The 19,694-nt window shown below is 64.4% G+C and carries 15 protein-coding genes, 4 tRNA genes and 1 pseudogene; all 20 read right to left on the bottom strand.

Annotated elements, in window-relative coordinates; all coding sequences use genetic code 11:
* Window positions 1-4: 4 nt before the first annotated feature.
* Window positions 5-2,386 carry a phenylalanine--tRNA ligase subunit beta gene (pheT, locus tag LR961_RS07585; protein WP_232147783.1) on the bottom strand — a complete coding sequence of 794 codons (2,382 nt, stop codon included), beginning with the start codon at window positions 2,384-2,386 and terminating at the stop codon, window positions 5-7.
* Between the two features lie 79 nt (window positions 2,387-2,465).
* Window positions 2,466-3,461 (bottom strand): phenylalanine--tRNA ligase subunit alpha, encoded by a 996-nt coding sequence (gene pheS / locus LR961_RS07580; RefSeq protein WP_232147781.1) that lies wholly within the window; start codon window positions 3,459-3,461, stop codon window positions 2,466-2,468.
* A 193-nt stretch (window positions 3,462-3,654) separates the two neighbouring features.
* Window positions 3,655-4,014, bottom strand: coding sequence for a 50S ribosomal protein L20 (rplT, locus tag LR961_RS07575; RefSeq protein ID WP_005410435.1), 360 nt, complete (start codon window positions 4,012-4,014; stop codon window positions 3,655-3,657).
* 10 nt (window positions 4,015-4,024) lie between these two features.
* Complete coding sequence (gene rpmI / locus LR961_RS07570) at window positions 4,025-4,222, bottom strand: 50S ribosomal protein L35 (protein ID WP_002811096.1); 198 nt, start codon at window positions 4,220-4,222, stop codon at window positions 4,025-4,027.
* 282 nt (window positions 4,223-4,504) lie between these two features.
* Window positions 4,505-5,029 carry a translation initiation factor IF-3 gene (gene infC, locus LR961_RS07565; RefSeq protein WP_232149270.1) on the bottom strand — a complete coding sequence of 175 codons (525 nt, stop codon included), beginning with the start codon at window positions 5,027-5,029 and terminating at the stop codon, window positions 4,505-4,507.
* 71 nt (window positions 5,030-5,100) lie between these two features.
* Window positions 5,101-7,002, bottom strand: coding sequence for a threonine--tRNA ligase (thrS, locus tag LR961_RS07560; protein ID WP_232147780.1), 1,902 nt, complete (start codon window positions 7,000-7,002; stop codon window positions 5,101-5,103).
* A 380-nt stretch (window positions 7,003-7,382) separates the two neighbouring features.
* A tRNA-Gly gene (locus LR961_RS07555) sits at window positions 7,383-7,458 on the bottom strand.
* Between the two features lie 38 nt (window positions 7,459-7,496).
* Window positions 7,497-7,570 (bottom strand) — tRNA-Cys (locus tag LR961_RS07550).
* A 75-nt stretch (window positions 7,571-7,645) separates the two neighbouring features.
* Window positions 7,646-7,721, bottom strand: a tRNA-Gly gene (locus tag LR961_RS07545).
* A 183-nt stretch (window positions 7,722-7,904) separates the two neighbouring features.
* Window positions 7,905-7,980: transfer RNA gene (locus LR961_RS07540), tRNA-Gly, on the bottom strand.
* Between the two features lie 49 nt (window positions 7,981-8,029).
* The gene (gene pgsA, locus LR961_RS07535) at window positions 8,030-8,644 is read right to left on the bottom strand and encodes a CDP-diacylglycerol--glycerol-3-phosphate 3-phosphatidyltransferase (RefSeq protein ID WP_232147779.1); all 615 of its coding nucleotides are present in this window, start codon (window positions 8,642-8,644) and stop codon (window positions 8,030-8,032) included.
* 7 nt (window positions 8,645-8,651) lie between these two features.
* On the bottom strand, window positions 8,652-10,499 hold the full coding sequence (gene uvrC / locus LR961_RS07530; protein WP_232147778.1) for an excinuclease ABC subunit UvrC: 1,848 nt from the start codon (window positions 10,497-10,499) through the stop codon (window positions 8,652-8,654).
* Complete coding sequence (locus tag LR961_RS07525) at window positions 10,496-11,911, bottom strand: hypothetical protein (RefSeq protein ID WP_232147777.1); 1,416 nt, start codon at window positions 11,909-11,911, stop codon at window positions 10,496-10,498. Before LR961_RS07525 ends, uvrC begins: the two co-directional genes overlap by 4 nt.
* Entirely contained in the window at window positions 11,908-12,393 is a 486-nt protein-coding gene (locus LR961_RS07520) for a low molecular weight protein-tyrosine-phosphatase (RefSeq protein WP_232147776.1), read from the bottom strand. The genes LR961_RS07525 and LR961_RS07520 overlap by 4 nt, the downstream gene beginning before the upstream one ends.
* Window positions 12,390-13,154, bottom strand: coding sequence for a 3-deoxy-manno-octulosonate cytidylyltransferase (gene kdsB, locus LR961_RS07515; protein ID WP_232149267.1), 765 nt, complete (start codon window positions 13,152-13,154; stop codon window positions 12,390-12,392). The genes LR961_RS07520 and kdsB overlap by 4 nt, the downstream gene beginning before the upstream one ends.
* Window positions 13,155-13,230: 76 nt before the next feature.
* Window positions 13,231-14,253 carry a tetraacyldisaccharide 4'-kinase gene (gene lpxK, locus LR961_RS07510; RefSeq protein WP_232147775.1) on the bottom strand — a complete coding sequence of 341 codons (1,023 nt, stop codon included), beginning with the start codon at window positions 14,251-14,253 and terminating at the stop codon, window positions 13,231-13,233.
* Window positions 14,253-15,998 (bottom strand): lipid A export permease/ATP-binding protein MsbA, encoded by a 1,746-nt coding sequence (gene msbA / locus LR961_RS07505; RefSeq protein ID WP_232147774.1) that lies wholly within the window; start codon window positions 15,996-15,998, stop codon window positions 14,253-14,255. The genes lpxK and msbA overlap by 1 nt, the downstream gene beginning before the upstream one ends.
* Entirely contained in the window at window positions 15,995-16,417 is a 423-nt protein-coding gene (locus LR961_RS07500) for a biopolymer transporter ExbD (RefSeq protein WP_232147773.1), read from the bottom strand. The genes msbA and LR961_RS07500 overlap by 4 nt, the downstream gene beginning before the upstream one ends.
* Window positions 16,418-16,423: 6 nt before the next feature.
* On the bottom strand, window positions 16,424-17,062 hold the full coding sequence (locus tag LR961_RS07495) for a MotA/TolQ/ExbB proton channel family protein (RefSeq protein ID WP_232147772.1): 639 nt from the start codon (window positions 17,060-17,062) through the stop codon (window positions 16,424-16,426).
* Window positions 16,950-19,435 (bottom strand): annotated as a pseudogene (locus LR961_RS07490) (DNA internalization-related competence protein ComEC/Rec2). The gene LR961_RS07495 and the pseudogene LR961_RS07490 overlap by 113 nt, the downstream one beginning before the upstream one ends.
* Window positions 19,436-19,694: the final 259 nt, after the last annotated feature.

Genomic DNA, 19,694 nt, shown 5'->3' with positions numbered 1-19,694 from the left:
CGCCTCAACCACGGATCTTTGCGCCGTGTTCACGCTCGGCGGCGGCCACCACATCGGCGACCACTGCTTCCACGTCACGATCCGTGAGAGTGCGCGACTTGTCCTGCAAAATCAAGCCCATAGCCAAGCTCTTGAAGCCCGGTTCGACACCCTGGCCGACATAGCGGTCAAACAGCACCACCTCGCGCAGCAACGGACCGGCGGCCTGCTCGATGGTGGCCGACAAGGCCGCCCAGCTGACTTGTTCAGCCAGCACCACGGCCAGATCCCGACGTACCGCCGGGAAGCGCGACAGTTCGGTCGAACGCGGCAATGCGCGCACCGCCAGCGGCTCCAGATCCAGCTCGAAGCCCAGCACTTCGACATCAATCTCCATGGCCTTGGCCAGGCGCGGATGCAGCTGACCGATCCAACCGATGCACTGGCCATCACGCCAGATGTCGGCCGAACGCGCCGGATGCGCGTAAGGACGCTGCGACGCACGGAACTCGAGCACGGCGCCGGAAGCGGCGGCCAGCGATTCCAGGTCGCCCTTCAGGTCATGGAAATCGACCTTGCGGGTCTTCTCGCCCCACTGCAGCGCGGCGGCATCACCACACACGGCAGCGGCGATGCGCACGGTCTCCTGCGGCGCCGGCTTGCCTTCGCCCGGCTGCTGGGCGAACACGCGGCCAATCTCGAACAGACGCACACGCCCGGCCTGACGGGCCACGTTGCGGCCCAGCGTTGCGACCAGCCCCGGCAACAGCATCGGTCGCATCACGGCAAGCTCAGCCGACAGCGGATTGGCCAGCGCCACCAGCCCCTCGTCCTGGCGCCACTGCGACAGCAGCTGCGCATCGACGAAGGCGAAGTTGATGGTTTCCAGCATTTCGCGCGCCACCAGCTGGCGACGCACGGTCAGGTCATCCAGACGCGTCTCACTGGGCATGGCGATGCGCGAAGCACCACCCGGCAGCGTGGTCGGAACCTGGTCGTAACCGTGGATGCGGGCCAGCTCCTCGATCAGGTCTTCTTCGATGGCGATATCGAAGCGGCTGCTCGGGCCGGTCACGCTCCAGCCATCGGCGACGGCCTCGACCCTCATGCCGAGCGCACGCAGGATGCGCTCCACTTCAACATCGGCAATCTGGATGCCCAACACGCGCAGGATGCGGGCGCGACGCAGGGGAATGGCGGCGGCAACCGGCAGGTCGGCCTCGCGCACAGCTTCCGTTACCGGCGCCGGCGTGCCGCCGGCCAGGTCCAGCACCAGATGCGTCGCATACTCGATCGCGATACGCGGCAACTGCGGATCCACGCCACGCTCGAAACGGTGCCCAGCGTCGGTGTGCAGACCCAGCTTGCGACCACGGCCCATGATCGCGGCCGGCGCGAAATGCGCAGCCTCCAGGAACACCTCGGTGGTGTCGTCGGTGACGCGGGTGTCGAAGCCGCCCATCAGGCCGGCCAGACCGACCGGACGGTCGGCATCGGTCACCACCAGGAAGCTGTCGTCCAGCGCGGCATCGCGACCGTCGAGCAGCTTCAGGTTTTCACCCGCGCGCGAACGGCGCACGCCGATGCTGCCCTTCAAAGTGCCCAGGTCGTAGGCGTGCATCGGCTGGCCGAGTTCCAGCATCACGTACTGGGTGATGTCCACCAGCAGCGACACCGGGCGCACACCACTGCGGCGCAGGCGTTCGGCCATCCACAGCGGCGTTATTGCGGCGGCATTGACGCCTTCGATGACACGGCCCAGGTAGCGCGGCGCTTCAGCGCCTGCGTCAAGCTGGATCGGCAGTTCACGCGAACCCTGCGCAGCGACTGCCTCGGCCACGAACGGCTTCACTTCACTACGGGTGGCCGCGGCCACGTCGAAGGCAATACCGCGCACGCTGAAGCAATCGGCACGGTTCGGGGTCAGCTTGATCTCGATGCTGGCGTCCGGGAGGCCGAGGTACTCGACCAGCGACGTACCCACCGGCGCGTCGTCCGGCAGCTCCAGCAGGCCGGACGCATCATTGTCCAGGCCCAGTTCCTTGGCCGAGCACAGCATGCCGTTGGACTCCACGCCACGCAGCTTGGCCGGCTTGATCTTCAGCTCGCCGATCTGCGCGCCCACCATCGCCAGCGGTGCAACCAGACCCGGTCGCGCATTCGGCGCGCCACAGACGATCTGCAGCAGCTCGCCCTGCCCGGCGTCGACCTTGCACACCTGCAGGCGGTCGGCCTCCGGATGGCGCTCGGCTTCGACGATGCGCGCCACCACCACGTTGTCCAAACCATCGCCCAGTGCCGTGACCTCCTCGACCTCCAGGCCGATAGCGGTCAGCACCGCGCTCAGTTCATCGCGCGAGACATTGGTGGGAACGTGGCTGCGCAGCCAGCTTTCGGAGAATTTCATCGTTGCTCGATCCGTTGTGCGGGCAAGCGTCGCCCGCCATGTGTATGCCTGTGGAACCCGGTGCCGTTGAAACGGCGCGTCAAGCGAACTGGCGCAGGAAGCGCACGTCGTTCTCGAAGAACGCACGCAGGTCGTTCACGCCATAGCGCAGCATCGCGAAACGCTCTACGCCCAACCCGAAGGCGAAGCCGGTGTAACGCTCCGGGTCGATGCCCACGCTCTTGAGCACGTTCGGATGGACCATGCCGCAACCCAGCACTTCCAGCCAACGGGTGCTGCCATCGGGCTGCTGCCAGGCGATATCCACTTCCGCACCCGGCTCCACGAACGGGAAATAGCTCGGACGGAAACGCATCTCAAAATCGCGCTCGAAGAATGCACGCACGAATTCGGACAAGGTGCCCTTGAGGTCGGCAAAGGTGGAGTGTTCGTCCACCAGCAGGCCTTCGACCTGATGGAACATTGGCGAGTGGGTCTGGTCGCTGTCGCTGCGGTACACCTTGCCGGCGGCAATCATGCGCAGCGGTGGCTTGTGGTCGCCCATGTAGCGCACCTGCACACCGGAGGTATGCGTGCGCAGCAGGCGGCCGTCGCCAAAATAGAAAGTGTCGTGCATGGCGCGCGCCGGGTGGTGCGGCGGGAAGTTCAGCGCCTCGAAGTTGTGCCAGTCATCCTCGATTTCCGGGCCTTCGGACAGCTCGTAACCCAAGCGGCCGAAGATTTCGGTAATGCGCTCCAGCGTGCGCGTCACCGGATGCAGGCCACCGCGTTCGCCGTGGAGGCCCGGCAATGTCACATCGATGCTTTCCGAAGCCAGACGTGCATCCAGCGCCGCATCTTCCAGCAGCACCTTGCGCTCACCCAATGCCGTGGACACCGCGTCACGCGCGATGTTGATCGCCTCACCCGCTGCCTTGCGTTCTTCGGCGGGCAATGCGCCCAGCTGCTTGAGCTGCGCGGTGATGCTGCCACTCTTGCCCAACAACGAAACGCGCAGGTTCTCCAGCGCTTCCGGGGTTTGCGCAGCAGCCACATCGGCCAGCGCCTGGGCAGTCAGGGATTGGATGTCACTCATGGATCGACGGACCTCGGATCGGTTTGCCTTCAGCGGCCTGCGCCGGGCCGACCCCGTCGCACCGCAGACCTTCCATCGCTGCAAAAGCGCTGGAAGGCCACAAAAAAAGAATGGGGAAGGACTCGCGCCCTTCCCCATGCATTGTCTCACTCAGGCCGCTGCGCGTGAACGCTACAACCGCCAGGGAAAGAACTTATGCCGCCAGTGCGCCCTTGGCCTTTTCTGCCAGAGCGGCAAAACCGGCTGCGTCGTGCACTGCGATATCAGCCAGAACCTTACGGTCCAGGGTGATGCCAGCCTTCAGCAGGCCGTTCATGAAACGGCTGTAGCTCAGGCCGTTGATGCGAGCAGCCGCATTGATGCGGGTGATCCACAGCGAACGGAAATTGCGCTTCTTCTGCTTACGGCCAATGTAGGCGTACTGCTGTGCCTTGATGACCGCCTGCTTGGCGACGCGGAAGACCTTGCGACGGGCGTTGTAATAGCCCTTTGCCAGATCCAGGATTTTCTTGTGGCGGCGACGCGCCTGTACGCCACGCTTTACTCGTGCCATGTGTCAGTCCTCAGAGGTAGGGAAGCATGCGATCCAGACGGCCTGCGTCTTCTGCGCGGACGTGATTCGTCTGACGCAGGTTACGCTTCCGCTTGGTCGCTTTCTTCGTGAGGATGTGGCTACGGTTTGCGTGGCCGCACTTGTACTTGCCGGAGGCGGTCTTGCGGAAACGCTTGGCCGCCGCCCGGTTGGTCTTGATCTTGGGCATTGCTATGTCCTTGATGGTCTCTTTTCACTGACTGGGCGGTGGCTGCGCCACACTTTCCGTCCGTGCCCTTGTCTGTTTAAAGCCCACACTCCCGTTGGAGGCAGGCAGGTCCTGGGTGTTGCAAACAACAAACCCGGCGAACCGGGCCGCCCATTATGCATTGCCGGCCAGCCACTTGCAATTGCAGGCGGCCAGATCCGGAGAAGGCTGAATGGGCATGCAAACAGGGAGGCAGCCAAAGCCCCTCCCCGTTCAGCAATCGTCGACCCGAAGGCCGCCGGCTTACTTCTTCTTCGGCGCGATCATCATGACCATCTGCCGCCCTTCCAGGCGCGGACGGGACTCGATCACGATGTCTTCGCCCAGATCGGTCTCGATGCGGTTCGCCATTTCGCGACCCAGTTCCTGATGGCTCATTTCGCGGCCACGGAAGCGGATGTTGACCTTGACCTTGTCGCCCTCTTCGAGGAAGCGGCGCATGTTGCGCAGCTTGATCTGGTAGTCGCCCTCGTCCGTGACCGGACGGAACTTCACTTCCTTGATCTCGACCTGCTTGGTCTTCTTCTTGGCCTCGTTGGCCTTCTTCTGCATCTCGAACTTGAACTTGCCGAAATCCATGATCTTGCAGACCGGCGGATCGGCCTGCGGCTGGATTTCGACCAGGTCGAGACCTTCATCTTCGGCCATCGACAGCGCTTCGTCGCGCGACAACACGCCAATCATTTCTCCGTCACTGCCGATCACGCGGACGCGCGGCACCCGGATTTCCTGATTCTTGCGGTTCTGTTTGTTGTCAGGGGTACTGATATTGCAATCTCCGAATGGAATCGAACCGGCCCCTGCGGACGTCGCCGCGGGGCCGGGGCTCTTGCTAGTGCTTACTTCAGTTCAGCTTGCAGCCGCTCGATGAAGGCCTGGACCGACATCGAACCAAGGTCCTCACCCGAACGGGTGCGTACCGCCACGGCGCCATTTTCCTTCTCGCGGTCACCCACGACCAGCAGATATGGCACCCGCTGCAGCGTATGCTCGCGAATCTTATAGCCGATCTTTTCGTTGCGCAAATCGGCCTCCACCCGGAAGCCTTGATCTGCAAGGGTTTTCCGGACCTGGCTGACGTAGTCGGCCTGAGCGTCGGTGATATTGGCTACCACCACCTGTACCGGGGCCAGCCAGGCCGGGAAAGAGCCGGCGTGGTGCTCGATCAGGATGCCCAGGAAACGCTCCATCGAACCGACGATTGCGCGGTGCAGCATAACCGGATGGCGCTTCTGGCTGCTTTCATCCACATATTCAGCGCCCAGACGGCCCGGCATCATGAAGTCGACCTGCATGGTGCCCAACTGCCAGGTACGGCCGATGGCATCCTTCAGGTGGTACTCGATCTTCGGGCCGTAGAAGGCGCCTTCGCCCGGCAGCTCCTGCCACTCCACGCCGCAATGCGACAGCGCCGTGCGCAGCGCGCCTTCGGCCTTGTCCCAGGTGGCGTCGTCGCCCAGACGCGAGTCCGGACGCAGCGCGATCTTGATCTGGATGTCATCGAAGCCGAACGCCTCGTACACCGCCAGCGCCTGCTGGTGGAACGCGGTCACTTCCGATTCGATCTGCTCTTCGGTGCAGAAGATGTGGCCATCGTCCTGGGTAAAGCCGCGCACACGCAGGATGCCGTGCAGCGCGCCGGACGGCTCGTTGCGATGGCACGAACCGAACTCGCCGTAGCGGATCGGCAGGTCGCGATAGCTGTGCAGGCCCTGGTTGAACACCTGCACGTGGCCCGGGCAATTCATCGGCTTGACCGCGTAGGTGCGCTTCTCCGATTCGGTGAAGAACATGTTGTCCTGGTAGTTGTCCCAGTGACCGGACTTCTTCCACAGGCTCACGTCCAGAATCTGCGGGCAACGCACTTCGCCATAGCCGCTGTCACGGTAGATCTTGCGCATGTACTGCTCGACCACCTGCCAGATCGACCAGCCCTTCGGGTGCCAGAACACCAGGCCCGGCGCCTCTTCCTGCAGGTGGAACAGATCCTGCTGCTTGCCGATGCGGCGATGGTCGCGCATCTCGGCTTCTTCGATGCGCTTGATGTAGGCCTCAAGCTGCTTCTTGTCGGCCCAGGCGGTGCCGTAAATGCGCTGCAACTGCTCGTTCTTGGCATCGCCGCGCCAGTACGCACCGGAGATGCGCATCAGCTTGAACGACTTCAAGAAGCGCGTGTTCGGCACGTGCGGGCCGCGGCACATGTCCACGTATTCCTGGTGGTAGTACATGCCCATCGCGGTGATGTCGTCGGACATGTCTTCGATCAGGCGCAGCTTGTAGTCCTCGCCACGCGCCTTGAAGATCTCGACCACTTCCGCGCGTGGCGCCACCTTCTTGATGACGTCGTAATCCTGCGCGATCAGCTCGCCCATGCGCTTTTCGATCGCCGCCATGTCATCCGGCGTGAACGGGCGCTCGTTGTAGATGTCGTAGTAGAAACCTTCGGCGATGACCGGGCCGATCACCATCTTCGCGTCCGGGTACAGCTGCTTGACCGCATGGCCAACCAGGTGCGCACAGGAGTGGCGGATGATCTCCACGCCCTCCTCGTCCTTGGCGGTGATGATCCGCAGCGCGGCATCGTGGTCGATCACGTCGCTGGCATCGACCTGGACGCCATCAACGACGCCGGCGATGGTGGCCTTGGCCAGACCGGCACCGATGGACTGGGCCACGTCCATGACGCTGACCGGGTTTTCGAACTGACGGACACTACCGTCGGGGAGAGTGATGTTGATCATGAGGTTCACCTGGAGTCACGACCCGGCTTGCGGGCCTGGAAGCCACCGCTGCGGGCCGGCTTCGATGGGAAATTCGGGGCAATAAAAAAGCGCCACAAAGGCGCCTGCGACAGGGCTGTGGCGGAAGATCAGCAGTGGGAGATGGTAGTACTCATGTCGCACTCTCGACCGGCGTTTTACGCGGGCCACCTGTCAGCAGGGGATCTGGCGCGATTCTAGCGCAAATGGCGGAAAAAGACTGGGAGAGCCAGCAAAGGCAACAGGAGCGCCGAAACCGGCGCAATCCGCCGAGACCCCACAGAGATGCCTTCATCGCCCCCCCTCTCAACGGGCCCTCGGCCGAAAAACAAAAACCCCGCAGCGCGGGGTTTTTTGCTATCTGGAGCGGGAAACGAGACTCGAACTCGCGACCTCAACCTTGGCAAGGTTGCGCTCTACCAACTGAGCTATTCCCGCATGCTTTCTACAACAAACCCCGCAAGCAGGGTTTCAAATGGAGGCCTGGGTCGGAATCGAACCGGCGTACGCGGATTTGCAATCCGCTGCATAACCACTCTGCTACCAGGCCAAACTACTTCTTCCGCACATACCGGGCGGCTACCCCGATATGAAAAAACCCCGTGTTACGGGGTTTTTCAGAATTTGGAGCGGGAAACGAGACTCGAACTCGCGACCTCAACCTTGGCAAGGTTGCGCTCTACCAACTGAGCTATTCCCGCTTGGCGTGCCGCGCATTCTACAGACTTCACAAGCAATGCGCCAGCAACTTTAACAACTTTCTTCACATCATCCGGAGCGTGTTTCCATGCTCCTTCGAGGCACCCGTTACAACCTGCCAAGGCTGCCGGACAACTCTGATGCCCCTGCTGGTCACCTGCCGGAAACCGACGGACGATCGACGCTGGAGCGGGAAACGAGACTCGAACTCGCGACCTCAACCTTGGCAAGGTTGCGCTCTACCAACTGAGCTATTCCCGCTTGGGAGGCGAAATTCTACAGGCATTCGCCTACCTGTCAACAACCTTTTTCAGTTTTTCCTGCCCTGTTTGCGCGCGGCTTTTTCTTCCTCGCGCAGGCTCGGCCATGCGGCAAGCATGTACTGCACGCCGGAGACCAAAGTAAGCATCGAAGCGATGGCCAACATCCAGTCGCCGATATGGAAAATCGGTGCGCCCATCCAGATATCGGTGAACGGCGTATTCGGCGACACCGAATACAGCAGGCACAACAGCGCAACCATCTGCGCGGTGGTTTTGACCTTGCCGATCATGGCCACGCGCACCTTCGCGCGTTGACCGATCTCGGCCATCCATTCACGCAGCGCGGAAACGGCGATCTCGCGACCGACGATCACCGCCGCCCAGAACGCCATCCACGGAGTGGGATGCCCCTGCACGATCAGGAACAGTGCCACCGCGACCATCAACTTGTCCGCCACCGGATCAAGAAACGCACCGAACGCCGAATGCTGCTCGTAGCGCCGTGCCACCCAACCATCCAGCCAATCGGTGATCGCCGCCAGGCCAAAAATCGCCGCCGAGGCGAAGTTGGTCCACGCATAGGGCAGGTAGAACACCAGTACCAGCACCGGAATCATCACGATCCGCAGCAGCGTCAGCCAGGTGGGAACAGTCAATTTCATTGCAGCTTCACTCCGCTGCCGGATCGGGCACCGACAGACCATGAAGGTTAGCGTAGATACGCGCAGCGAGGGCGTCATTGATGCCTTCCACGCGCGCGATTTCCGCTTCACCAGCGGCCTTGAGCCCGGCCATGCCGCCAAAATGCTTGAGCAGGCTGGCGCGTCGGCGCGGGCCGATACCGGCGATATCTTCCAGTTTGCTGGTCATGCGCGCCTTCTGGCGACGCCCGCGATGGCCCGTGATGGCAAAGCGGTGCGCTTCGTCGCGCACCTGCTGGATGAACTGCAAGGCCGGTGATGCCGCACCGGGGCGCACTTCGCGCCCATCCGGCAAGACCAGCGCCTCATGCCCGGCACGACGTTCCGCCCCCTTGGCCACGCCCACCAGCATCACGCCTTCAACGCCAAGATCGGCCAGCGCCGCCTGTGCCTGCGCCAGCTGACCGGCACCACCGTCGATCAGCAGCAGGTCAGGCAGCACGCCACCCTCTTCCACCGCACGCCGGAAACGACGATCGATGGCCTGATGCATGGCCGCGTAGTCATCACCCGGCTCGATGCCGCTGATGTTGTAGCGGCGGTACTGCGCCCGCACCGGCCCGGCAGCGTCGAACACCACGCACGAGGCCACGGTGGCTTCGCCCATCGTGTGACTGATATCGAAACACTCCACGCGCTTGACCGGCTCGGCCAGGCCCAACAGCTCACGCAGCGCTTCGCTGCGCGCCTGCTGCGCACCGCGGCTGTCCATCTCGGCAACCAGGGTGATCTGCGCGTTGCGGCTGGCCAGTTCCACGTAACCGGCGCGCTCGCCCCTTACGTTCCACTTCAGCACCACCTTGCGCTCGGCCGAAGCACTGAGTGCAGCCTCGATCATCTGCGCATCGGGGATTTCGCGATCCAGCAGCACTTCCGGTGGTGGCCCGTGTTCGACGTAGTACTGCGAGACAAACGCGGCCAGCACCTCCTCGGCACTGTCCTCGCCGTTGGTACGCGGAAAGAACGCGCGCGTACCCAGGTTGCGGCCATCGCGGAACGACAGCAGCAGCACGCAGGCACTGGCGCCCTGCGTGGCGCAGGCCAACACGTCCAGATCGGCCGCACGGCCGTCAACATACTGCCGGTTCTGCATGCTGCGCAGCGAAGCGACCAGGTCGCGCAGGCGCGCAGCGCGTTCGAATTCGAGCGCATCGCTGGCGGCCTGCATCGCCTGCATCAGTTCATCGGCAAGCTGGTCGCTCTTGCCTTCCAGGAACAGCGCCGCGCGGCGCACCGATTCGTCGTACTCGGCCTGCGCCACCAACTCCACACAAGGCGCGCTGCAACGACCAATCTGATACTGCAGGCAAGGCCGCGAGCGGTTGCGGAATACGCTGTCCTCGCAGCTGCGCAGCTTGAACAGCTTGTGCATCAGATTGAGCGTTTCACGTACCGCGCCGACACCCGGATACGGCCCGTAATAGCGCCCCGGCACCGAACGCGGCCCACGGTGCAGGGCGATGCGCGGCCACTGCTCACGGGTGAGCAGCACCTGCGGGTACGTCTTGTCATCGCGCAGGGAGACGTTGTAACGCGGCGAAAGCGACTTGATCAGCTGGTTTTCCAGCAACAGCGCTTCGGCCTCGGTGCGGGTGACGGTCACGTCCATCCGCGCCACCTGGGCCAGCATCATCATGATGCGGCGGCTCTTGGGCGAACCATTGAAGTAGCTGCCCACGCGCTTGCGCAGCGCACCGGCCTTGCCGACGTACAGCAGCGTGTCGTCGGCGGCATACATGCGGTACACCCCGGGCGCGGTACTCAGCGCGGCGGCGAAGGCCTTGCCGTCGAACTCATTGGCCGAAGCGGTACTCATCCTTCAATCGGAACGTCGCCCAACTCGCCGCTGAGCGGATCAAAACGCAGCACCGCATGGGCGTCGGACTCGGCGATCCAGATCGCGCCGGCGGCCACCGCCAAGGCGCAGGGGCCATGCAGACGCCGCGGCAGGTTGACGGTGGAAAGGTCGCCGCCGCCCAGGCGCAACGTACGCAGCAGCCCATTGCCGGCATCGGCAATCCACAGCAGCGGCGAATCGGGGCCCATGGCGATGGCGGTTGGATACTGCAAGCGGGCGCGCAGGCGCGGCCCGTCAACATTGCCCGACTCCCACGGCCCCTGCCCGACCAGCGTCTGCACCAGGTCGCCGCGCAGTTGCACCGAACGGATGGCCGAACCCAGCGCATCACAGACGTACAACGTCTGCTGCACTGCCATCAGACTGGCCGGCTGGGCGAATGCGGCCAGGTGGCCACTGCCATCGCGGACTTCGACCACACCCGCACCGGCGCGCCAGCGCAGCTCTCGGCTACCCAGGTCGTAGCTCCAGATATGGTTGTCACCGGCCATGGCGATAAGGATCTGGTTGTCGGCCACCGCGACGTCCACCGGATGATTCAAGGCACTATCCCAAGGCTGGGCGAGCACCCCGGCCTTCGGGTCACCTGCGCGGCCGCTACCGCACAAGGTGTCCACCTGGCCACTCATCAGGTTGATCCGGCGCACCGCATGGTTGCCGGTGTCGGCCACGTAAAGCACATCGCGGACCAGCGCCAGGCCCTGCGGCCGATTGAACGCTGCCTCGCCAAGGCCGCCATTGACCAGGTCAGCGGTGGCCAACCCGAATTGCCGCAACACCCGACCGGAATGCGTGCATTCCAGAACCCGGTGGTGTCCGGTATCGGCGATGTACAGGCGATCGGCGGTGACCGCCAGGCCGCCGGGAAACTGCAGCGGAAGACGCGGCTCGGCGTTGAGTTCGCGAACGCTGGCGCTTTCCTCATCCAAGGGACGCAACAGGCCTTCGCACAGGCTGTTCAAGGCGCGCTCCAGGTCACCAGCACCGCCCACCAGGCGTTCGCGCTCCTGGCCTGCAGCATCCAGCAGCACCAGCGTCGGCCAGGACTGCACCTCGAACTGACGCCAGGCATCCCACTGCGCATCCAGCAGGATCGGCGCGCTGACGCCATGGCGGCGAAGCAGTTTCAGCGACTGCTGCGGTTCACGCTCGAACTCGAAGCGTGGCACCTGCACCACGACCAGGTGCACACGCCCCGGATTGCGCGCCAGCCAATGCGTGACCTCAGCCACACGCTGCATGCTCCACACCGAGGTGCCGTTGACGAAAGCCAGCACCACTGGCCGACCGCGCATGTCCTGGAGGGTGGCAGGGGCCGCGTTGAGCCAGATGCCGGACTTGGGCAGTTCCACTACGCGCTTTTCATTCATGGCTGGATTATGCCGGAGTCAATTGCCTGCGCCAGACGTTTGACGGTACCTGAAGCAGCGGCATCAATCAGTGACCAGCTGTGCTCAAAAGCTGCCGCGTCACCGTAATAGGGATCGGGTACCACCGCCTCGGTCACGCCGGCCCACGGCAGCCAAAGCACGGCACGGTCACTTGCCTGCGCCGGCGCCAACGACCTGGCGTCGTTCACATTGTTACGGTCAGCGCAGAGGATGTAGTCGAACGCCAGGAAGTCGGAGCGCTGCAGCTGGCGTGCGCGCAGGCCGGCGATATCAACACCGTGACGCCTGGCGCAGGCGATGGCACGCGGGTCCGGCGCATGTCCGGCATGCCAGCCGGAAGTACCCGCAGAATCCACTTCAATGCGATCGCTCAGCCCGGCCTCCGCCAGACGCGCCCGCAAGGCGCCTTCGCCCATCGGCGAGCGGCAGATGTTGCCCAGGCACACCACCAGCAGCTTCAACGCCCTGCCCTCATCCTTGCATCGGCGCGCTCCAGGTCTTCGGGCGTATCGATACCCGGCGGGAACGGCTCGGGCGACAGGGCAACGGCGATGTTGAACCCGGCCTCAAGCACACGCAGTTGCTCCAGTGATTCGATCTGTTCCAGGCCACCGGGCGGCAGCGCAGCAATCTGCTGCAGGAAACCGGCACGGTAGCCGTAGATGCCGATATGACGCAGCCACTGCCCGCCCGGCAGCGCATCCTTGCTGCGCGCGAACGCGTCGCGGTGCCACGGAATCGGTGCACGACTGAAGTACAGCGCTTCACCGCGCACGTTGCGAACCAGCTTCACCACATTCGGATCGAACAGGGTATGCGCATCCTCCACCGGCGTGGCCAGTGTCGACATTGGCGCTTCGCTCGCGGCCAGCGCGGCAGCCACGGCACGGATGCCGGCGGCTGGCGCGAACGGCTCGTCACCCTGCAGGTTCACCACGATCACCTCATCGCTCCAGCCGGCCTTGCGCGCACATTCGGCCAGACGATCGGTACCGGACGCGTGCGCGGGATCGGTCATGGCCACATGAACCCCCGGCAGACCGCTGACGGCTTCGGCAATGCGTGCGTCGTCGGTGGCAACCCAGACTTCGCGGGCTCCGGCATCCAGTGCGCGCCTCGCCACGTGCAGCACCATCGGCTCACCGGCCAGCAGCGCCAGTGGCTTGCCCGGCAGGCGGGTGGAGGCATAACGGGCGGGAATGGCCACGACAAAATCAGCAATCGCACTCATTTCTACTCCTTACCGGCGACGGCCACGCCATCGCTCGAACATCAAACCAGTGCACCAGCGGGGTGACTTATCCGCGCGCGAGCTTGCCAAGTCGGTCAAGCAGCGCCACCCAGAACGCAGCGGGCAGTTCCGCCTGCAAAGGCACCGCGTAATGCCAGCGGTTGGCAAAACTCTGGCACTTCACTGCATCCTTTTCGGTCATCAGCACCGGCAGTTCACTGCCAAAAGCAAGGTCTTCCGGCTGATAGCGGTGGTGATCGGCAAAGGCATGCGGCACCACGCCGATGCCGCGCGTACGCAACATCTGGAAGAACCGCTGCGGATTGGCGATGCCTGCCACGGCATGCACACGTTGACCGGCGAACGATTGCAGCGGAACCTGCCTGCCGCCATTGAGCGGGCGCGCCGAATCGATACGCAGGCGCATCGCCCATTCGCCGAAACCACAGCTGACGACATCACCCACTTCGTCGCTGGCCTGGCCCAGGTTGACCACCCGGAAGTCGCACTCGCGCGCCCGTGCCACCGGCTCACGCAGCGGCCCGGCCGGCATCATCCGGCCATTGCCGTAACGGCGCGCGGCGTCGACCACTTCAATTTCGATATCGCGTGCAAGCCGGTAGTGCTGCAGGCCGTCATCGCAGACCACCACGTCACAACCGGCTGCCAACAGCGCTTGGGCTGCGGCCACGCGATCCTTGTCCACGCGTACCGGCACGCCGGTTTTCCATGCGATCAGCACCGGCTCATCGCCACCCAGGCCGGCCGCAAGGTCCGGCGTGATCCAGCGTGCGGTGGAGGGCTCGTCACGACCATAGCCTCTGCTGGCGACACCCGGCTTCCAGCCGGCTTCACGCAGCCGCTCGACCAGTTCGATCGTCAGCGGCGTCTTGCCGGTACCGCCAGCGGTGATGTTGCCGACCACGATGACCGGCACCGGCACCTGTTTGCGGCGCAACCAGCCACGCCGGTACAAGCCGCGACGCAGGCCCGACAACGCGCCGTACAAGGGCGCGACCAGGCGGGCAGCCAGAGGCACTGCGACATCGCCATACCACCACAGCGGCGTATGCGGACCCTGCTTGGCCATCAATCCTGCCTTTCCCGGAACTGCATGTTGTGCAGGTGCTCGTACAGCCCGCCCTGCGCCAACAGCTCGGCGTGGGTGCCCCGTTCGACGATGCGCCCCTGGTCCATCACCAGCACCTGATCGGCATGCTCGATAGTGGAAAGCCGATGTGCGATCACCAGCGTGGTGCGGTCCGGCATCAGCTTCTGCAGCGCTTCCTGCACCAGACGCTCGGATTCGTTGTCCAATGCGGCGGTGGCTTCGTCCAGGATCAGGATGGGCGCATCCTTGAGCATGGCGCGGGCAATGGCCAGGCGCTGGCGCTGGCCACCGGACAGCCGGCCGCCCTTGGCGCCGACCTGCGCATCCACGCCCTCGGGCAGTTGCTCGACGAACTCCTGCGCGTTGGCGCCGGCAATGGCCCGGCTCAGTTGTTCTGCACTGCTGTCACGCAACTCGCCGTAGGCAACATTCTCGGCAACGCTGCCGTTGAACAGCGTCACCTGCTGGCCCACCAAGGCGATCTGCCGACGCAGGTCGGCCAACCGGTAATCCTGCAGCGGATGACCATCGAGCAGGATCTGCCCCGCTTCGATCTCATAGAAGCGCGGAATCAGCTTGATCAGTGTCGACTTGCCACTGCCCGAGCGGCCAACGATGGCTGTCACCGTGCCGGGCTGGGCGATGAAGCTGATGTCTTCCAACGCCGGCTTGGGCTGCCCCGGATAACGTGCGGTGACGTTACGGAACTCCAGCAGACCCTGTGCCCGCTCCAGCGACCGCGTGCCGTGGTCCGGTTCATCCGGCGCATCAAGCACGGTGAAAAGACGCTGCGCCGACGCAATGCCGCGCTGGGTCATGTTCTGCACGTTGGTCAGCTGCTTGAGCGCGGGAATGATGGCCATCATCGCCATCATCAGGCCGACAAAATCACCAACCGTCAGTCGTCCGGCCGCCGCTTCATGGCTGGCGATCAACAGCAGTGCCGCCAGACCGACGGACCCCATCAACTGCACCATCGCCGACGAAATGCTGCGGGTGGCCTCCACCTTCATCGCCAGCCGCAGATTGATGTTGGCCAGTCCTGCGTAGCGCTCCAGCTCGTTGCGCTGGGCGCCGTACACCTTCACTTCCTGATTGGCGGAAAGCGTCTGGTCGGCGGCCTGCAACAAATCACCGCCGCTCTCCTGGATGCGATGGCTGATGCGCCGGTAGCGCTTGGCCACCTTGTTCATCACCCACGCCAACGGTGGCGCCAGCACGAAGATGGCCAAGGTGACCTGCCAGCTCAACCACAGCATCACCAGCAGCGACCCCAGTGCCTGCAGCGATTGCTGCAACACCACCTTCATCGCATCAACGGCCGCCTGCGCCACCTGGTCGCTGTCCGAACCCAACCGAACCAGCATCGACGGCACCGGCTCGGAATCGAAACGTTGTCCCGGCAGGCGCAGATACTTCCCCAGAACACGCACCCGCAGATCGCGGGCGATGCTGCGCGCGGCCTTGCCCATCCCGATATCGGTCAGGTAGCCGGCAATGCCGCGCACCATGAACAGGCCAACGATGCCAAGCGGCATCCAGATGTTGATCTCGGTCGGATTCACCAGGCTGTTGGTGACCGGCTTCATCAGCAGGACGAAATAACTGCCGGCACCAGCCTCCACCAGCATGCCCAGGCCGGCCAGCAGCAACAGCCCGCGGTACGGTCTGGCAAAGGCCAGCAACCGCTTGTACGTCTGCCAGGCCGACTCGGTGGTACTCATTGCTTCGTTTCCGGTGCAGTGGCAATGGCAATGCGACGGAAGCCCAACTGGCCCAGCGCGTCCTGCGCGGTGACCACAGCCTGGTACGGCGTACGCGCATCGGCACGCAGCAGCACGGTCTGTTCACGGTCTTCGCCGGCCAACTGCGCGATGGTCTGCTTGAGCGATTCGATGTCGTTGCGCAGCACTTCCTGGTCGTTGATGAAGTAACGGCCGTCGGCATTGACCAGCACGCTCAACGAACGCGGCGGCTGCGGATTGTTCTGGTCGCTGGCGGTAGGCAGCTGCACCTGCAACGTGGAACGTGCGTCGAACGTGGTGGTGACCACAAAGAAAATGATCAGCACCAGGATCACATCGATCAGCGGTACCAGATCGATCTGCGGTTCGTCCTGGGCGCGGTTATCGCGGATGCGCATCGGTCATCAAGCCTTCGCAGTGGCTACCGGGCGCGCCGCCGGAGCAGCAGCGGCCTTGCTGCCGGCCAGCACTGCGGCACGGCCATCGAGTGAGTCAAGCAACGCTGCGGCCTCCTGCTCCATCTCGATAACGTAGCCATCGATACGCCCACGGAAGTAGCGGTGGAACATCAGCGCCGGGATCGCCACGATCATGCCGGTCGCGGTGCACACCAGCGCCTTACCGATGCCGCCGGCCAGCTGATTCACATCACCGACGCCATGGTCGAGGATGCCCAGGAACATCTGGATCATGCCGACCACCGTACCCAGCAGGCCCAGCAGCGGTCCGGCCGAGGCAATGGTGCCCAGCGCATTGAGGAAGCGGCCCATCCGGTGCACCAGATGACGACCGGTGTCTTCGATGCGCTCGCGGATCTGGTCGCGCGGACGGTTGCGCGCTTCCAGCGCGGCAGCCAGCAGCGCACCCAGCGGCGAGTTGGCGCGCAGGGATTCAATATGCGAGGCATCCAGCTTGCCGCGTGCGGCCCAGTTACGGACTTCCTGCCCCAGCCCCGGCGGCAACACTTCGTTGCGCCGCAGGCTCCAGAAACGCTCCAGGACGATCGCCAAAGCCAGCACCCCCAGCAACAACAGCGGCAGCATCGGCCAGCCGCCAGCCTTGACCAGTTCCCACACGTTTCAACCCTCCGGCACCCTGGCCGTCTGTTCAATCGGCGATAGGATAGCAGCCGCCCGCGCCCGCTCCGCGGCATCCCATACACGTGATCGTGATATCCGCCTTTCACGCAGCTGTATGCCGTCCCGGCCCAGCCAGATTCGTACCGCACCGCTGTCAGCGGTGGTCAGCACCTCGGCTCCGGCACGCTGCCAGCGAGCAAGCACCTCGGTGCGCGGATGGCCGAAACGATTGCCATGCCCCGCCGACACCACGGCCAGCCGTGCCTGCGTGGCACGGATGAATGCAGGGCTGGAGGATCCGCCGCTGCCGTGGTGAGCCACCAGCACCACATCGGCTTTCAACGCCGGCCCGGCACGCTTGACCAACCCCTGCTCGATCACCTCGCCGATATCCCCGGTCAGCAGCGCGGTGCCGTTCGCACCACGCACCGCCAGCACGCAACTGGATTCATTACGCAGATACGGGAAGCCCGCTCCCGGATGCAGGAACTCGAAGTGCACACCGTCCCACTGCCACGCCTCGCCCGCGACACAGCGGGAAGCGCTGTCCAGAACCAGTCCAGGAGGTGCCACCAGCCCAGTCACCGGGAACGCCGCGCGCACCGCCTGCAGGCCGCCGATGTGATCGTGGTCACCGTGGCTGATGACCAGCCGGTCCAGCTGCCGCACGCCCAGCGCACGCAACGCCGGCACGACCACCCGCTCGCCGGCATCAAAACCATCGCGCACCGCAGGCCCTGTGTCATACAAGAGGACGCGCTGATGCGTACGCACCACCACCGCCAATCCCTGTCCGACATCCAGCAACACCAGTTCGAACTCCGCGTCCGCCGGCAGCTCGCGCCACGGCAGCAGCAGCGGCAGCCATAACAACAGCGCCAACGCGCGGCCAGGCATCGCAGGCAGCAACTGCCACAGCGCACCACAAAGCGCCAGCGGTAGCGCAAACCACTCCGACTCGGGCAACCACCACAGCGAAAAGCGCGTATCGGCCAGCGCCTCGAACAACGGCCAAACGAGATCGAAGCACCACGCCGATGCACGCCAGAATGTACTGCCCGCGCCTGTGAAAAGCGCTTCAGCCGCCGTGCCCAGCAGGGCCAGCGGCACCACCACCAGGCTCCACCATGGGATTGCCACCAGATTCGCCAGTGGGCCGATGACCGAGGCCTGCCCGAACAGCATCACCGTCAGCGGCAGCAACCCCACGGTGGCCACTGCCTGAGCCGACAGGAAACCGCGCAGCCAATGCGTCCGTTCCGGCAGGCACCACGCCAACCAGGCCACCCCGGCAAAGCTCAGCCAGAACCCCGCAGCCAGAACCGACAACGGATCAACCAACAGCACCGCCATTGCTGCCAAGGCCAACGAACCAAGCACATCGAAGGGGCGACGCCACAGCCTGGCCAGCACGATCACCGCGACCATCAGCACCGTGCGCACGGTTGGCAAGGCGAACCCGGCCACGGCCGCATAGCCAAGCGCGGCAGCAAATGCCGCCAGGGCCATCGCCTGCGGACGCGGACAACAACGGCCCAGCCATGGCAGCAAACGCCACAGCCCCGCCACCAACCACGCGCCACATACCGCGACCATGCCGACGTGGAATCCGGAAATGGCGATCAGGTGCGTAAGCCCGGTTGCCCTCAGCAACTGCCAATCGCCATCGTCCAGCCCACGGGTATCACCCAGTGCCAACGCCTGCACATAACGCGCCGAAGTCGCTTCGACCTGCCCGGCAATGCGCGAAGCCATCTGCCCGCGCCACGCCGCCAGACCCGCCGGCGTGGCCAGCCTCTGCGGGCCACCACCTGCCAGCACCATGCCGGTGGCGCTGATCCGCTGCGCCAGCGCATGCCGCTCGGCATCGAAACCACCGGGATTGGCCAGGCCGCGCGGCACACGCACGCGCAGTGGCAGCTGCCAACGGGCACCGGCATGCAGTTGCATGCGCGGACCGGGGGTGACGGCATCGAAGTCGTCATACCACGCCAGCTGCAGCCGCTTTCCGCGCAGCGGCGCCGGCTGACTGGCATCGTCATCCACCCGGAACTGGAAACGCGTACGGCGCGGCTGATGATCCGGCAGGCTGGTTACGCTACCGGACACGACAAGCTCACGCTTCTCCCACACCAGGGGCAACTGTGCGGCCAACGACCAGCCGACATGCAGCCCCGCCCATGACATTCCGACCAGCAACGCGCCGGCCCAGCGCCAGCGTGGCCACCGCAGCCAGGTCGTCGCGCCCGCAAACAGCAGCACCCAGCACAACGCCACCGGCAGCAACCATGGCGCCCAGACGGCAGCGCAGATCCCCGCCAGAAAACACACCGCCACCCATTTCCCGAACGGCGGCGTGGCGACCGCCTCATCGTCATCGGACGCACGCGCTGCTGCTGTCTGCACCTTGTCGTTCATGCCTTCCCCTTTTCAGGGAAAGCTTGGCCAGCTTGCGCTTGTGGCACATCGGCGAAACGACGGGAACGCGCGTCAGGCTACTGCCTTGGCGGCGTGATTGGCCTTGCGTACAGAACATATCCCGCTGGCTTGAAGCCTACGGCTGGCTTTGATGACCGTCGCCTGTGACCTGCCCTCA

It is taken from the genome of Stenotrophomonas sp. SY1, from assembly GCF_021202945.1.
In the GTDB taxonomy this organism is placed as follows: Bacteria; Pseudomonadota; Gammaproteobacteria; order Xanthomonadales; family Xanthomonadaceae; genus Stenotrophomonas.
This window is presented reverse-complemented; position numbering and strand designations above follow the sequence as displayed.

Coding starts and splice junctions, on each gene's coding strand:
- pheT (WP_232147783.1), bottom strand. CDS start 2,386: ATGAAATTCTCCGAAAGCTGGCTGCGCAGCCACGTTCCCACCAATGTC.
- pheS (WP_232147781.1), bottom strand. CDS start 3,461: ATGAGTGACATCCAATCCCTGACTGCCCAGGCGCTGGCCGATGTGGCT.
- rplT (WP_005410435.1), bottom strand. CDS start 4,014: ATGGCACGAGTAAAGCGTGGCGTACAGGCGCGTCGCCGCCACAAGAAA.
- rpmI (WP_002811096.1), bottom strand. CDS start 4,222: ATGCCCAAGATCAAGACCAACCGGGCGGCGGCCAAGCGTTTCCGCAAG.
- thrS (WP_232147780.1), bottom strand. CDS start 7,002: ATGATCAACATCACTCTCCCCGACGGTAGTGTCCGTCAGTTCGAAAAC.
- pgsA (WP_232147779.1), bottom strand. CDS start 8,644: ATGAAATTGACTGTTCCCACCTGGCTGACGCTGCTGCGGATCGTGATG.
- uvrC (WP_232147778.1), bottom strand. CDS start 10,499: ATGAGTACCGCTTCGGCCAATGAGTTCGACGGCAAGGCCTTCGCCGCC.
- LR961_RS07525 (WP_232147777.1), bottom strand. CDS start 11,911: ATGAATGAAAAGCGCGTAGTGGAACTGCCCAAGTCCGGCATCTGGCTC.
- lpxK (WP_232147775.1), bottom strand. CDS start 14,253: ATGGCCAAGCAGGGTCCGCATACGCCGCTGTGGTGGTATGGCGATGTC.
- msbA (WP_232147774.1), bottom strand. CDS start 15,998: ATGAGTACCACCGAGTCGGCCTGGCAGACGTACAAGCGGTTGCTGGCC.
- LR961_RS07500 (WP_232147773.1), bottom strand. CDS start 16,417: ATGCGCATCCGCGATAACCGCGCCCAGGACGAACCGCAGATCGATCTG.
- LR961_RS07495 (WP_232147772.1), bottom strand. CDS start 17,062: ATGCTGCCGCTGTTGTTGCTGGGGGTGCTGGCTTTGGCGATCGTCCTG.